The organism is Bradyrhizobium sp. KZN70725, assembly GCF_055264925.1.
Genome location: NZ_JBUYWT010000107.1, coordinates 1 through 11848, shown reverse-complemented (window position 1 = coordinate 11848; position 11848 = coordinate 1). Strand labels below are relative to the sequence as shown.

The 11848-nt window shown below is 65.4% G+C and carries 12 protein-coding genes, 1 pseudogene and 1 riboswitch; of the genes and pseudogenes, 7 read left to right on the top strand and 6 right to left on the bottom strand.

Translation table 11 applies throughout. The features are described 5' to 3' along the window. Window positions 1–165: 165 nt before the first annotated feature. Window positions 166–954, top strand: coding sequence for an MOSC domain-containing protein (locus ACZBJS_RS40965; protein WP_316399441.1), 789 nt, complete (start codon window positions 166–168; stop codon window positions 952–954). A gap of 42 nt (window positions 955–996) precedes the next feature. On the opposite strand, the gene ACZBJS_RS40960 is transcribed toward ACZBJS_RS40965, so the two are convergent. Further along, complete coding sequence (locus ACZBJS_RS40960; RefSeq protein ID WP_316399442.1) at window positions 997–1662, bottom strand: TIGR02594 family protein; 666 nt, start codon at window positions 1660–1662, stop codon at window positions 997–999. A gap of 231 nt (window positions 1663–1893) precedes the next feature. Between ACZBJS_RS40960 and ACZBJS_RS40955 the strand changes: the two genes are divergently transcribed. Next, window positions 1894–2766, top strand: coding sequence for an alpha/beta fold hydrolase (locus ACZBJS_RS40955; protein ID WP_316399443.1), 873 nt, complete (start codon window positions 1894–1896; stop codon window positions 2764–2766). Window positions 2767–2855: 89 nt separating this feature from the next. Here the strand turns inward: ACZBJS_RS40955 and metW are convergent, their stop codons facing one another. Continuing rightward, a complete protein-coding gene (gene metW, locus ACZBJS_RS40950) occupies window positions 2856–3521 on the bottom strand; it encodes a methionine biosynthesis protein MetW (RefSeq protein ID WP_316399444.1) in 666 nt (221 codons plus the stop codon). After that, the gene (gene metX, locus ACZBJS_RS40945) at window positions 3518–4723 is read right to left on the bottom strand and encodes a homoserine O-acetyltransferase MetX (protein ID WP_253625369.1); all 1206 of its coding nucleotides are present in this window, start codon (window positions 4721–4723) and stop codon (window positions 3518–3520) included. Before metX ends, metW begins: the two co-directional genes overlap by 4 nt. Before the next feature lie 85 nt (window positions 4724–4808). Then, window positions 4809–4888: riboswitch (SAM riboswitch) on the bottom strand. 174 nt (window positions 4889–5062) lie between these two features. Here metX and ACZBJS_RS40940 point away from each other — a divergent pair. The 5 genes from ACZBJS_RS40940 to ACZBJS_RS40920 all read left to right on the top strand — a co-directional run bounded on the left by ACZBJS_RS40940 (window position 5063) and on the right by ACZBJS_RS40920 (window position 9867). Further along, window positions 5063–5911 carry a chorismate mutase gene (locus tag ACZBJS_RS40940; protein ID WP_038385298.1) on the top strand — a complete coding sequence of 283 codons (849 nt, stop codon included), beginning with the start codon at window positions 5063–5065 and terminating at the stop codon, window positions 5909–5911. A 99-nt stretch (window positions 5912–6010) separates the two neighbouring features. After that, on the top strand, window positions 6011–7108 hold the full coding sequence (gene hisC / locus ACZBJS_RS40935; RefSeq protein ID WP_028341890.1) for a histidinol-phosphate transaminase: 1098 nt from the start codon (window positions 6011–6013) through the stop codon (window positions 7106–7108). 4 nt (window positions 7109–7112) lie between these two features. Then, window positions 7113–8045 carry a prephenate/arogenate dehydrogenase family protein gene (locus tag ACZBJS_RS40930; protein ID WP_316399410.1) on the top strand — a complete coding sequence of 311 codons (933 nt, stop codon included), beginning with the start codon at window positions 7113–7115 and terminating at the stop codon, window positions 8043–8045. A 271-nt stretch (window positions 8046–8316) separates the two neighbouring features. Beyond that, window positions 8317–8769, top strand: a complete 453-nt coding sequence (locus tag ACZBJS_RS40925) for a VOC family protein (RefSeq protein ID WP_309143558.1) — start codon at window positions 8317–8319, stop codon at window positions 8767–8769. A 246-nt stretch (window positions 8770–9015) separates the two neighbouring features. Continuing rightward, window positions 9016–9867 (top strand): SH3 domain-containing protein, encoded by an 852-nt coding sequence (locus tag ACZBJS_RS40920; protein WP_141340956.1) that lies wholly within the window; start codon window positions 9016–9018, stop codon window positions 9865–9867. A 35-nt stretch (window positions 9868–9902) separates the two neighbouring features. Here ACZBJS_RS40920 and ACZBJS_RS40915 read toward each other — a convergent pair whose 3' ends face one another. From ACZBJS_RS40915 to ACZBJS_RS40905, 3 genes and pseudogenes are all read right to left on the bottom strand, one after another. Next, the gene (locus tag ACZBJS_RS40915; protein ID WP_316399408.1) at window positions 9903–10892 is read right to left on the bottom strand and encodes a Bug family tripartite tricarboxylate transporter substrate binding protein; all 990 of its coding nucleotides are present in this window, start codon (window positions 10890–10892) and stop codon (window positions 9903–9905) included. 96 nt (window positions 10893–10988) lie between these two features. Then, a complete protein-coding gene (locus tag ACZBJS_RS40910; protein ID WP_316399406.1) occupies window positions 10989–11498 on the bottom strand; it encodes a hypothetical protein in 510 nt (169 codons plus the stop codon). Window positions 11499–11753: 255 nt separating this feature from the next. After that, window positions 11754–11848, bottom strand: a pseudogene (locus tag ACZBJS_RS40905) (IS5/IS1182 family transposase); the annotation flags it as partial.

Here is an 11848-nt window from a genome sequence, read left to right as displayed (position 1 = left end):
CGTCGAGCCGATATCCCCAGAAGCATCGAAATCCTCGTGCCGCCAGAGAACTTGCCGATCCTAAGCTGGCTCGGTATCAAACCGTCAAAATCACTGTGACGAGCCACTAGTACCTTCCCGCGGGCGGCAGTTCTCCTCGCACGCCAAACAGGCTAGAGCGGGCGAATGGACACGCACGCTTCCTCTGCCCGGATCACCGGCATCTATCGCTACCCCGTCAAGGGTCTCACGCCCGAGCCGCTGCCGCACGCAGAGCTCAAGGCCGGCGAGACGCTCCGCTCCGATCGCCGCTATGCGATCGAGAACGGCCCGAGCGGTTTCGATCCCTCGGTGCCGAAATGGCTGCCGAAGCCGCATTTCCTGATGCTGCAGCGGGACGAGTGGCTGGCGCCGCTGCGCGCCCATTTCGACGATGACAGCCATGTGCTGACGCTGCGCCGGGATGGCGCGATGGTGGCCCAGGGCGACCTCGAGACCGCGGAAGGCCGCGCGGCGATCGAACGCTATTTCGCCAATCGTCATACCGGCCAGATCAAGGGCCCGCCCAAGGTGCTGGTCAGCCCCGGGCACAGTTTCTCCGATGTGCCGCGCAAGGTGGTCTCGATCATCAATCTGGCCAGCCTGCGGGCGATCGAGGAGATGGTGCAGGCGCCGGTCCATCCGCTGCGCTTCCGCGCCAACCTCTATGTCGAAGGCTGGCCGGCCTGGCATGAAGCCAGCCTGCTCGACCAGACCATCGCGATCGGCAGCGCCCGGGCCAGGGTGGTGAAGCGCATCACCCGCTGCGCCGCGGTCAATGTCGATCCCGATACCGGCGCGCGCGACCTCTCGGTGCCGAACACGCTGATGCAGCGTTTCGGCAACAATGAGTGCGGCATCTATGCCGAGATCATCAGCGATGGCGGCGCCGCCGTCGGCGACACGATTGCCGCTGAGGAACCTGTAGCGTCGTAGGCCGGGCAAGGCGCGTGCGCGCCCTGCCCCGCTTTCGAGCGATCAGTTGGTCGGCATCACATAGGCGTAGATGCGGCCGCGCGAGACCCGCGTCTCGCGGACGCGGTGGCCGCTGTTGCCCGAGATCATGATCGGATTGCCCTTGGCATCGACGCCGGTGATGATGCCGACATGGCCCCCGCCGCGGCGGCTCATCACGGCGATGGCGCCGACCTGCGGTCCCGAAACGCGCGTGCCGTATTTGGCGAACGAGCTCGCCATGTCGGAGCCGGTGCCGCGATGGCCGGTGTGCTGCAGCACCATGTTCATGAAGCGTGCACACCACAGGCTGGAGCGGCCGGTCGGATTGCCGCCGAGATAGCGGCGCGCCTCGGCCACGATGCCGGACGAGCCGAAGTCGCCTGCCGCGCTGACGCCGCCGGTATTGGGCACGGGGTCAGCGCTGCCGGGCAACGGCGCTGCGTTGGTTTCGATGATCCCGCCCGGCTGCGCGAGTGCGCGACGCTCGGCGCGCGACAGCCGCGCTGCGTGCCGATAGTGATGACGGGCATAGTGACGCGCGTGATGGCCGGCATGGGCCGAATGCGCGTGACGTGAATGATGCGAACGGGCGGAGGCCGGAGCGGCGGAGATCACGGCGAGAGTGAGCGAACACAGAGCCAGCGCCAAAACACGAAGCGACCGGCGACACGCAAGCAACTGAACCATACTTCACTAGATCCTCTGTAACGCCCCCCAATTCCCCGTCGCGTTCCCGGGGGAACACGGCGGTGGTTTTGAAAATCGGGATGGCGCGAGGAAGATTTCATGCGGCGTTGCGGGAACAATTTCTGGGTCATTCCGCGATGATTCGATGACGAGAAAGGAACCGGAACTGCCGCATTGCGGCCTCGAAAATTAACTGCAAATCTGGAGGCGGCCAACGAGAGGAGAATTTCAATGCCCTACGCCATGACGAAAGATCATGTCCGCCTCTACTTCGAAGAGGCCGGCAGCGGAACCCCGATCATCTTCCTGCACGAGTTCGCCGCGGATCACACCAATTGGGAGCCGCAGATGCGCTATTTCGCGCGCGGCCACCGCTGCATCGCCTATTCGGCGCGCGGTTACACGCCGTCCGACGTGCCTGCGAGTGCCGACGTCTACACCTACCAGCACTTCTATATCGACGCGCTCGCCGTGCTCGACCATCTCGGCATCACCAAGGCGCATTTCGTCGGGCTCTCGATGGGCTCCTATTCGTCGCTGCAGATCGCCCTCAACGCGCCGGAGCGCGCGCTGTCGATGACGCTGGCCGCGGTCGGCTCCGGCTCGAGCCTCGAGCATCTCGATGCCTTCCGCGCGCAGTGCCGTGCCAATGCCGAGCAATACGAGAGCATCGGCGCGGTCGAGGTCGCCAAGGTGACGCGCGAAGCGCCGAGCCGGATTCCGTTCCTGGTCAAGGATCCGCGCGGCCACGCCGATTTCTACGCCGCGCTCGCCCGCCACGACGCCAGAGGCTCAGCCAACACGATGCGCAGCTTCCAGGGCGGCAGGCCCTCGATCTACACCATGACCGACGCCATCAAGCGCGCCGCGACGCCGGCGCTGATCCTGTGCGGCGACGAGGACGACAATTGCATCGCGCCCAGCATGTTCCTGAAGCAGCATCTGCCGGCCGCCGGCCTCTCGTTCTTCCCGAAGTCGGGCCACGTGCTCAACCTCGAGGAGCCGGCGCTGTTCAACGAGATGGTCGAGCGCTTCATCGCGCTGGTCGAGGCCGGCCGCTGGCCGGTACGCGATCCGCGGTCGCTGGTGGCGGCGCCGGTGTAGTCCTGTCATTCCGGGGCACGCGAAGCGTGAACCCCGAATCTCGAGATTCTGGGTTCACGCTTCGCGTGCCCCGGAATGACGCCATGACGTCACTTCGCCTGCCCTCCCCGGCTGAGCAGGAACACGCCCTGCTCGCCGAACATGTTCCACACCCACCACGGCAGGTTGAGCGGCACCGGACGGCCGTAGAGATCGAGCGCCACCGCGCGCTCCATCTTGACGTTGATCTCCTCACAGAGCTGCACGAAATCCTTGATGGTGCAGAAGTGGATGTTCGAGGTGTCGTACCAGCTCGCCGGCAAATTCTCGGTGCGCGGCATGTGGCCGCCGATCAGAAGCTGCAGCCGCATCTTCCAGAACCCGAAATTCGGAAACGAGACGATGGCGCGCTGGCCAATCCGCAGCAGATTCTCCAGCACCACCTTGGGCTGCCGCGTCGCCTGCAAGGTCTGCGACAGGATCACGTAGTCGAACGCATCGTCGGGATAGTTGACGAGATCGGTGTCGGCATCGCCCTGCACCACGGCGAGCCCCTTGGCGACGCAGCCATTGACACCCTCGCGCGACAGCTCGATGCCGCGGCCGTCGATGCCGCGGCTTTCCAGCAGTTGCAGCAATTCGCCGTCGCCGCAGCCGACATCGAGCACGCGCGAGCCCGGCCGCACCATGTCGGCGACCAGCAGATGATCGGTGCGATAGCCGCCGGTCCGCTCCGGCGCGATACCCGGCAAGGGCAATGTCTGCTGCATGCTCATGACCGGCCGCCGTCCTTCAGGCCGCGCGCCTTGGCTGCGGCCAGCAGGAAGGCACGGGAGATCTCGAGGAATTCCGGCACGTCGAGCAGGAAGGCGTCGTGGCCCTTGTCGGTCTCGATCTCGGCGAACGACACCCGCGCGCTCGACGCGTTCAGCGCATGCACCAGCGCGCGCGATTCCGAGGTCGGAAACAGCCAGTCGCTGGTGAACGACACCACGCAGAACCGGGTCTGGATGCCGGTGAACGCCTTCGCCAGCACGCCGTTGTGGTCGGCGGCGATGTCGAAATAGTCCATCGCGCGGGTCAGATAGAGATAGGAGTTGGCGTCGAAGCGCTCGACAAAGGACGAGCCCTGGTAGCGCAGATAGCTCTCGACCTGGAAATCCGCATCGAACGAGAAGGTCGGCAGCTCGCGGTCCTGCATCCGCCGTCCGAACTTGCGGTGCAGCGCGGCGTCCGAGAGATAGGTGATGTGCGCGGCCATCCGCGCCACCGCCAATCCGCGGTGCGGATGGGTGTCCTCGTCGACATAGCGGCCGCCGCGCCAGTCCGGATCGGCCATCACGGCCTGGCGGCCGAGCTCGTGGAACGCGATGTTCTGCGCCGAGTGGCGCGTCGAGCAGGCGATCGCGAGCGTCGAGAACACGCGCTCCGGATAGGCCGCGGTCCATTGCAGCACCTGCATGCCGCCCATCGAGCCGCCGACCACGCAGAACAGCGTCGTGATGCCGAGACGATCGATCAGCATCGCCTGCGCACGCACCATGTCGGGAATGGTGATGATCGGGAAATCGAGTCCCCACACCTTGCCGGTCGCGGGGTTCAACGACGCAGGGCCGGTCGAGCCCATGCAGCCGCCGATCACATTGGAGCAGATGATGAAGTACTTGTCGGGATCGATCGGCCGGCCGATGCCGACCATGGTCTCCCACCAGCCGGGCTTGCCAGTGACGGGATGGATGTTGTTGACATGCTGATCGCCGGTCAGCGCGTGGCAGACCAGGATCGCGTTGGAGCGGTCGGCATTGAGCTCGCCATAGGTCTGGTAGGCGATCTGGAATGGTGCGAGATCGACGCCGCAATCGAGCTTGAGCGGCTGGTCCATCCCGAACTTCGCCACCAATGACGACGGATGGTCGGCCTCATGGGCGCGATCATCGCTCGGGGTTTGTGGGCTCGGTATCGGACGCACGTTGCTCATCTAGGCGACCCTGCCTCCGCGCGGGAGGGCTCGACGGACCTCAGGCCAATAAAAAACCCGGCCTGAACAAAGGTTCGGCCGGGAGCTGATAAGGTCCCCGGCCTGTTTAGCGAGTTGTTTAACGTGGCTGCAAGCCGGCCGGCTCAAATGACCACGGGACGCAGGGAACGTAGTCCCCACGCCCCCCGCCGTCAAGACAGCCCTGCCCACGGCCAATTGGTTAACCGAATGCGCAAGGCACGCCTGCGACGTTTCTCTTTGCTTTCGCTGCCCGTCTTTCCTAATCAGGGACCCTGTCCGACGCGGCACCGGGCCGCCCCGACGACAAGGTTTGAGAGCATGTCCAACCCACCCCCGTCGCCGCCCTCGCTGCAGGATCTGCGCAAGGAGATCGATGCGATCGACGAGCAGGTACACCGCCTGTTGATGGCGCGCGGCGACATCATCGACCGCCTGATCCAGGTCAAGAAGACCCAGGAGGTCGGCTCGGCATTCCGCCCGGCACGCGAGGCCAGCATGATGCGCGAGCTGGTGCGGCGTCATCGCGGCATCCTGCCGCTCGACACCATCGAGAGCATCTGGCGCGTCATCATCTCGACCTTCACCTATGTGCAGGCGCCGTTCGCGGTGCATGCCGATGTTTCGGTCGGCGAGTCGGCCATGCGCGACTCGGCGCGGTTTCACTTCGGCTTCGTGGTGCCTTACGTGTCGCATTTCAGCGCACAGGCCGCGGTCGAGGCGGTGGCGAAGTCGAAGGGCGACCTCGCGCTGGTCTCCGCGATCGCAAGCCGTACGCCGTGGTGGAATGCGCTCGAGGCCAGTGGCGCGCCGAAGATCATCGCGCGGCTGCCGTTCCTCGAACGCGCCGACCATCCCGCCGCGCTGCCGGTGTTCGTGATCTCGCGGGTCGCCGACGACGCCATGGTCACCGAAGTGCAGACCTGGAGCGTGCGCGTCTCCGGCTGGAACGCCGATGTCGCCCGGGCGCTTGCGCCGCTCGCCGAGATCGTCGCGGTCCCCGACACCGCTTTCGACGGCGCGGCGCTCCTGGTCTCGGTCACCGGACACGATTTCGAGGCCATCAAGCTCGCCCTGATCAAGGCCGGCGCCTCGGTCCGCTCGTCGGCCCTCGTCGGCAGCCACGCAACGCGCTATACGGTGCCCTCTAACGGATCGGCCAGGACCTGAAGTAAGAGCCAGCCGCCCGTCCAGGCTTTTGTTTTGACGCGTTTTCTTCACGCGAACCGGTATCCACTTCGCTCGAAAACGCTCTGTTCGGAGTTGATGATGTCCCGCCCCGTGCCGAACCCCGGCATCCTCGATATTGCGCCCTACACGCCCGGCAAGAGCCCGGTGCCGGAACCGGGCCGCAAAGTGTTCAAGCTGTCCGCCAACGAGACGCCGTTCGGGCCGTCTCCGAAGGCGATCGCGGCCTACAAGGCGGCGGCTGACCATCTCGAGGACTATCCGGAGGGGACCTCACGCGTGCTGCGCGAGGCGATCGGCCGCGCCTACGGCCTCGATCCCGACCGCATCATCTGCGGCGCCGGCTCCGACGAAATCCTCAACCTGCTGGCGCACACCTATCTCGCGCCCGGCGACGAGGCGATCTCGACCACCCACGGCTTCCTGGTTTACCCGATCGCCACCATGGCGAACGGCGCCAGGAACGTGATCGCGGCCGAGACCAATTTCACGGCCGACGTCGATGCCATACTCAAGGTGGTGACGCCGCGCACGAAACTGGTCTGGCTCGCCAACCCGAACAATCCGACCGGCACCTACATCCCGTTCGACGAGGTCAAGCGGCTGCGCGCCGCGCTTCCGTCGCATGTGCTGCTGGTGCTCGACGCCGCCTATGCCGACTATGTCTCGCGCAACGACTACGAGCTCGGCATCGAGCTGGTCGCGACCACGGACAACACGGTGGTGACGCACACCTTCTCGAAGATCCACGGCCTTGCGGCGCTGCGGATCGGCTGGATGTTCGGGCCGGCGCATATCGTCGATGCCTGCAACCGCATCCGCGGTCCGTTCAACGTCACGACGCCGGCGATGCTGGCGGCGGTGGCGGCGATCGAGGACACGGCGCATGTGCAGATGTCGCGAACCCACACCGAACAATGGCGCAACTGGCTGACCGAGGAGATCGGCAAGCTCGGGCTGAAGGTGACGCCGAGCGTCGCCAATTTCGTGCTGATCCATTTCCCGACCGACAAGGGCAAGACCGCGGCGGAAGCCGACGCCTATCTCACACGGCGCGGCCTCGTGCTGCGCGCACTCAACAATTACAAGCTGCCGCATGCGCTGCGCATGACCATTGGCACCGAGGAGGCCAACCGCCTCGTGGTCGAGGGGCTGCGCGACTTCCTGGCCGGAAAGTGACATCGTGACGACCGCCCCGCTCTTCCAACGCATCGCGCTGATCGGCTTCGGCCTGATCGGCGGCTCGATCGCGCGCGGCGCGCGCGCGCAAGGGCTGGTCGGCGAGATCGTGACCACCGCGCGCTCGGAGAAGACGCGTGCGCGCGTCGCCGAACTCGGCATCGTTGATCGCGTCGTCGAGACCAACATCGAGGCGGTGAAGGATGCCGACCTCGTCATCCTCTGCATCCCGGTCGGCGCCTGCGGCCCGGTCGCCGCTGAGATCGCGCCGCATCTGAAGCCCGGCGCGATCATCTCCGACGTCGGCTCGGTGAAGGGCGCCGTCGTCAAGGACATGGCGCTGCATCTGCCTGACGGCGTCCACTTTGTCCCGGCGCATCCGGTGGCCGGCACCGAGCATTCGGGGCCGGATTCCGGCTTCGCCGAGCTATTCATCAACCGCTGGTGCATCCTCACCCCGCCCGAAGGCACCGATCCCGCGGCGACCGACCGATTGCGAACGTTCTGGGCCGCGCTCGGCGCCAAGGTCGAGATCATGACGCCCGACCATCATGACCTCGTGCTCGCGATTACCAGCCATTTGCCGCATCTGATCGCCTACACCATCGTCGGCACCGCCGACGAGCTGGCGCAGGTGACGGAATCCGAGGTCATCAAATTCTCCGCCGGCGGCTTCCGCGACTTCACCCGCATCGCGGCCTCGGACCCGACGATGTGGCGCGACGTATTCCTCGCCAACAAGGACGCCGTGCTCGAGATGCTCGGCACCTTCAACGAGGATCTGTCGAAGCTGACCCGCGCGATCCGGCGCGGCGACGGCGAAGCGCTGTTCGACCACTTCACCCGCACCCGCGCCATCCGCCGCGGCATCGTCGAGACCGGCCAGGACTCCGCCGCACCCGACTTCGGCCGGCCGCATGCGAATTTGGAGAAGTAGCCGGGGCAACTCTTTCCATTCGTCGTCCCGGCGAAAGCCGGGACCCATACTCCGCGGCGGGTGTGGTTGACGGGACTCGTCGTTTCAGCTTCGCGCAACGATGCAGCGAAACCCATCATTGGCGCCGCGGGCTTAAATCGATGGGTTTCGCTTCGCTCTACCCATCCTACAATTGGAGTTGCCCGTCGGATTGTGTCGCCGCAGGGCCGACCCACCTACCGGCGGACGGAGCGAGCTGATAGCCTCCAGCAGGAAAGCCGGCGCGTCGCTGATGACAGGGAGCGATCAGATGATACTCAGTCCGGATCATGTGACTATCGCAGTGGCAGATGCCGGCCCGGCGATCGAATTCTTCGCACTGCTCGGCTTCAAGAAGACTCACGTCGCGACCATCGACGGCGGCGTTCCCGCCCGGTACATGGGCATGCCGGCCATGAGAGCGCAGCACATCACCCTCGCACTCGAAGGAGCGGATTTCGAAATCCAGCTGCTTCAGTTCGACCCGCTCCCGGGGACCGATCCGGGGGTGCACCCGACCAATCTGCGAAAGCTGGGCTTCAATCACCTCGCCTTCCGCGTCGACGACATCGAGGCGGCCACCGCGCACCTGGTGGCCAACGGTGTCACCATGCTGAGCGAGGAGATGGACTACATCAGCCGGAAGCTCCGGCTGTTCGAGGGCCCAGAGGGCATCACCTTCGAGTTGGTCCAGCGGGACGCCTGAGACTACGCTGGCCAGGGCCGTTTGCATTGCCCCAAGCGGCGCGGAATGATGTCGGCTTTTGACCCGAGCGGACCCGATCTTCGGCTAGCCCGGGCCAATATCCCGCCCCATTATCACGAGACCTCGGGCGCGCTATCATCCGGCCATTCTTTAGACAAGACTGAAGGGAGTGCTGGAGGCTGATCGCCCCTGACGGATAGCCGAGTCGGCACTCTTGGGTGACATTGGACGGAAAGGGAAACGTCAATGAACTCCACGCCCACTCCGAACCCAGTTGGATCGAACGATAGCCCGAGCGCGCGCGCCGACGAACGACTCGCGGAAGCCCAAAAGCAGATTGCGCGCGCCGATGAAGAACTCACGCGCTTGAGTGAACAGCTCGCAAGAATGGAGCGCGATGCCGCGTCCCACCCGTCGGCAAAGCCAAACCCGCCCTCGGTCGGACCCAACCCCGTTTCTTCCGGGCCCAGCCCTGCTTCTTCCGGACTTGCCTCGCAATCGCGGCCCGGAAGACCGGTATTCCGCGCCCTCACCGCCTTGTCGGTGGCAGCATGTATCGTGGTCGCTGCCCTGGCTTTGCAGTCGTCATATGGCGGGGAAGCCAAGCTGCTTGTCGCCCGTTGGGCGCCGCAGCTCGTTTCAACTCCAGCATTGCCGCCGGATGATCCGCAGCCTCCGGCGCAGCCCGCTCCACCTGCCGTTCAGGTCGCCGCGGCAGACGCCGCTCCGCCCCAAGCGACGCCGTTGCCTCAGACCGCACCACCGCAGGACGCCGCGCCGACGGCCAACACAGCCCTTCCCGATCAGACGCAGCTGCTGCAAACGATCGCACGCGACCTCGCAAATGTTGAGCGAAATATCGAGCAACTAAAGGCGAACCAGCAACAGATGGCCCGCGAGAGCTCCAAAGCCATTGAGGAACTCAAGGCGAGCCAGGAAGAAATGAAACGAGCGCTCGCGAAGGTTTCCGAGCCGAAGGCGTCACCGGCTCCGACGCAGCCGGCGCCGGCCGCGCGCAAGCCCGAGCGGACGTCTATCCCGCCATACGCAAGAGCGCGGCCTCGTATCCCGAGGGAGTGGTTCTACGACGAATGGTGACCGTCGATGCAGCCATCCTTCAGTTCCGGATCGCTTCAAGCCGGCGGCAGGCCGAGTGACTGCGCGGCCTCCATCCAGACCGGCAATTCGCGCTGATACAGCGCATTGCTGTCCTTGAAGCCGATCGCGGGCTCCAGCACGAAGGTCGCAAGCACCTCCTTGACCTTCGGATCGCTATTGGCGGCGACGCAAATCTCCGACAGCCGATCGACGATCGGCTGCGGCGTCGCCTTCGGCAGCGCCCAGCCCGAGAAGCCGCTCACGGTGAAGAACTTCGACGTCGCGCCCTGCTCGGGCAACGTCCTGATCTCGGGGATCGCGTCGACCTTCTTCGAATGCACCCCAAAAACGACGCCGCGACCGCTTTGCAGGACGGTTTGCGCGGCGGTGTAGCTGCCCATCGCGACATCGAGCGTACCTTCCGCGAGCCCGGTCCACATCGGTGCTTCGCCGCGATAGTGGATCGGCTCGATGGTGAGGCCATACTGCTTGTTGAGCTCGTTGATCGTCATGTGCGGCGCGGAGCCCGCGCTATAGGTGCCGAAATTCACCTTGCCGCTGCTGCGCGCATAGGCGACGAATTCCGCCAGTGTCTTGACGCCCAATTTCGGGCTCGCGACCAGCAGCAGCCCGGCGCCCGGGATCACGCTGACCAGCGTCAGATCCTTGTCCATGTCGTAGCCGGGGTTCTTCATCATCGCGCGGTTCATCACGTAAGTGGTCGAGATCGAGCACAGGATGGTGTGACCGTCAGGCGCGGCGCGCGCCACCTCGGCGGCGCCGATCGAGCCCGAGGCGCCCGCCTTGTTCTCGATGACGACGGTTTGCCCGACTTGCCTTGCGATGAATTCGCCGAAGGCGCGTGCCAGGAGATCGGTCTGCCCGCCGGCGGGGTAGCTGCAGATCATGCGGATTTGCCGCGAGGGCCAGGCGGCTTGCGCCGAGGCGCCGCGCGGCAGGAAGGGCATCGCGGCAGCCGCGGTTCCGGCAGCGATGACGTGACGGCGGCTGAATTTCGCTGGCATGAAGTCCCTCCCCGATTTTTTGGTCAGGGTATCGCATCGGCCGATCGCAGTTACGGGACAGATTGGCGCAGCGGGGCCGCAGGTCTGCGACCGTACTCACCGCCGCAGCCGTTGATCCCGGATCGGCCCCGTCGACAGCGCGGCGGCCTTCTGCGCCGGCCGCTGACGGCCGACGAGACCGGCGGTCGCCAGCATGATGCCGCCGCCGAACCACCAGGTGCCGATCACGAACTCCCAGGCGCGCGGCGGAATCTCGTCGAACACGATGCCGTAGACCGACACCAGCGCAGCCAGCGCGGCAAGGAAGATGCCGCCCGCGCTCATCAGCTCGACGGCATCGATGCGACCCGTGCCGCGCATCACCGGCTTGGGAACATCGATGCCGAGATAGAAGCCGACTGCACCGATCACGATCGTCGTCGCGATGAAGCCGAGCGTGCCGAAGACAGCGACATGGCCCTTGGCGAGCTGGGCGGCGACGAAGGTGCCGGCCATGGCACCGGCCATCGCGAGGCCAGTTCGCTGCAGCACATGCGCGGCGCGGCTGACCATCATCAGTTCGCGCGCGATCACGGCCCTCTGCTTCGGTCTGGTCACGATCCTCATGTGCGGTGTTCCTTTGCCGGTGGTGCACTCCCTCTCCCCGTTCTTACGGGGTCGAGACAAGCGAAGCGTGCTCTTGGAGGGTTGGGGTGAGGGGCCGTCTCCGCATGGATGGTGATAGCAACGTTTGCGGAGGCTCCCCCTCACCCGGGGCGCATCTAACGATGCGCTCCGACCTCTCCCCGCGCGCGGGGCGAGGTAACCAGAGTTCGTAGCTCGGCTCGAAATGACATCGTCACGCCCTAGGTGGTGTGGACACTAGCGCATCCATAGAACAATGGCAGCGAGAGTGACGACGGCCCGGTAATTCCGGGCCGTTTTTTCGAAGCGGGTTGCGACACGTCGGAACTGCT

Excerpts from the sequence above, each read along its gene's own strand:
- ACZBJS_RS40965 (WP_316399441.1), top strand. The coding sequence starts at position 166 with ATGGACACGCACGCTTCCTCTGCCCGGATCACCGGCATCTATCGCTAC.
- ACZBJS_RS40960 (WP_316399442.1), bottom strand. The coding sequence starts at position 1,662 with ATGGTTCAGTTGCTTGCGTGTCGCCGGTCGCTTCGTGTTTTGGCGCTG.
- ACZBJS_RS40955 (WP_316399443.1), top strand. The coding sequence starts at position 1,894 with ATGCCCTACGCCATGACGAAAGATCATGTCCGCCTCTACTTCGAAGAG.
- metW (WP_316399444.1), bottom strand. The coding sequence starts at position 3,521 with ATGAGCATGCAGCAGACATTGCCCTTGCCGGGTATCGCGCCGGAGCGG.
- metX (WP_253625369.1), bottom strand. The coding sequence starts at position 4,723 with ATGAGCAACGTGCGTCCGATACCGAGCCCACAAACCCCGAGCGATGAT.
- ACZBJS_RS40940 (WP_038385298.1), top strand. The coding sequence starts at position 5,063 with ATGTCCAACCCACCCCCGTCGCCGCCCTCGCTGCAGGATCTGCGCAAG.
- hisC (WP_028341890.1), top strand. The coding sequence starts at position 6,011 with ATGTCCCGCCCCGTGCCGAACCCCGGCATCCTCGATATTGCGCCCTAC.
- ACZBJS_RS40925 (WP_309143558.1), top strand. The coding sequence starts at position 8,317 with ATGACAGGGAGCGATCAGATGATACTCAGTCCGGATCATGTGACTATC.
- ACZBJS_RS40920 (WP_141340956.1), top strand. The coding sequence starts at position 9,016 with ATGAACTCCACGCCCACTCCGAACCCAGTTGGATCGAACGATAGCCCG.
- ACZBJS_RS40915 (WP_316399408.1), bottom strand. The coding sequence starts at position 10,892 with ATGCCAGCGAAATTCAGCCGCCGTCACGTCATCGCTGCCGGAACCGCG.
- ACZBJS_RS40910 (WP_316399406.1), bottom strand. The coding sequence starts at position 11,498 with ATGAGGATCGTGACCAGACCGAAGCAGAGGGCCGTGATCGCGCGCGAA.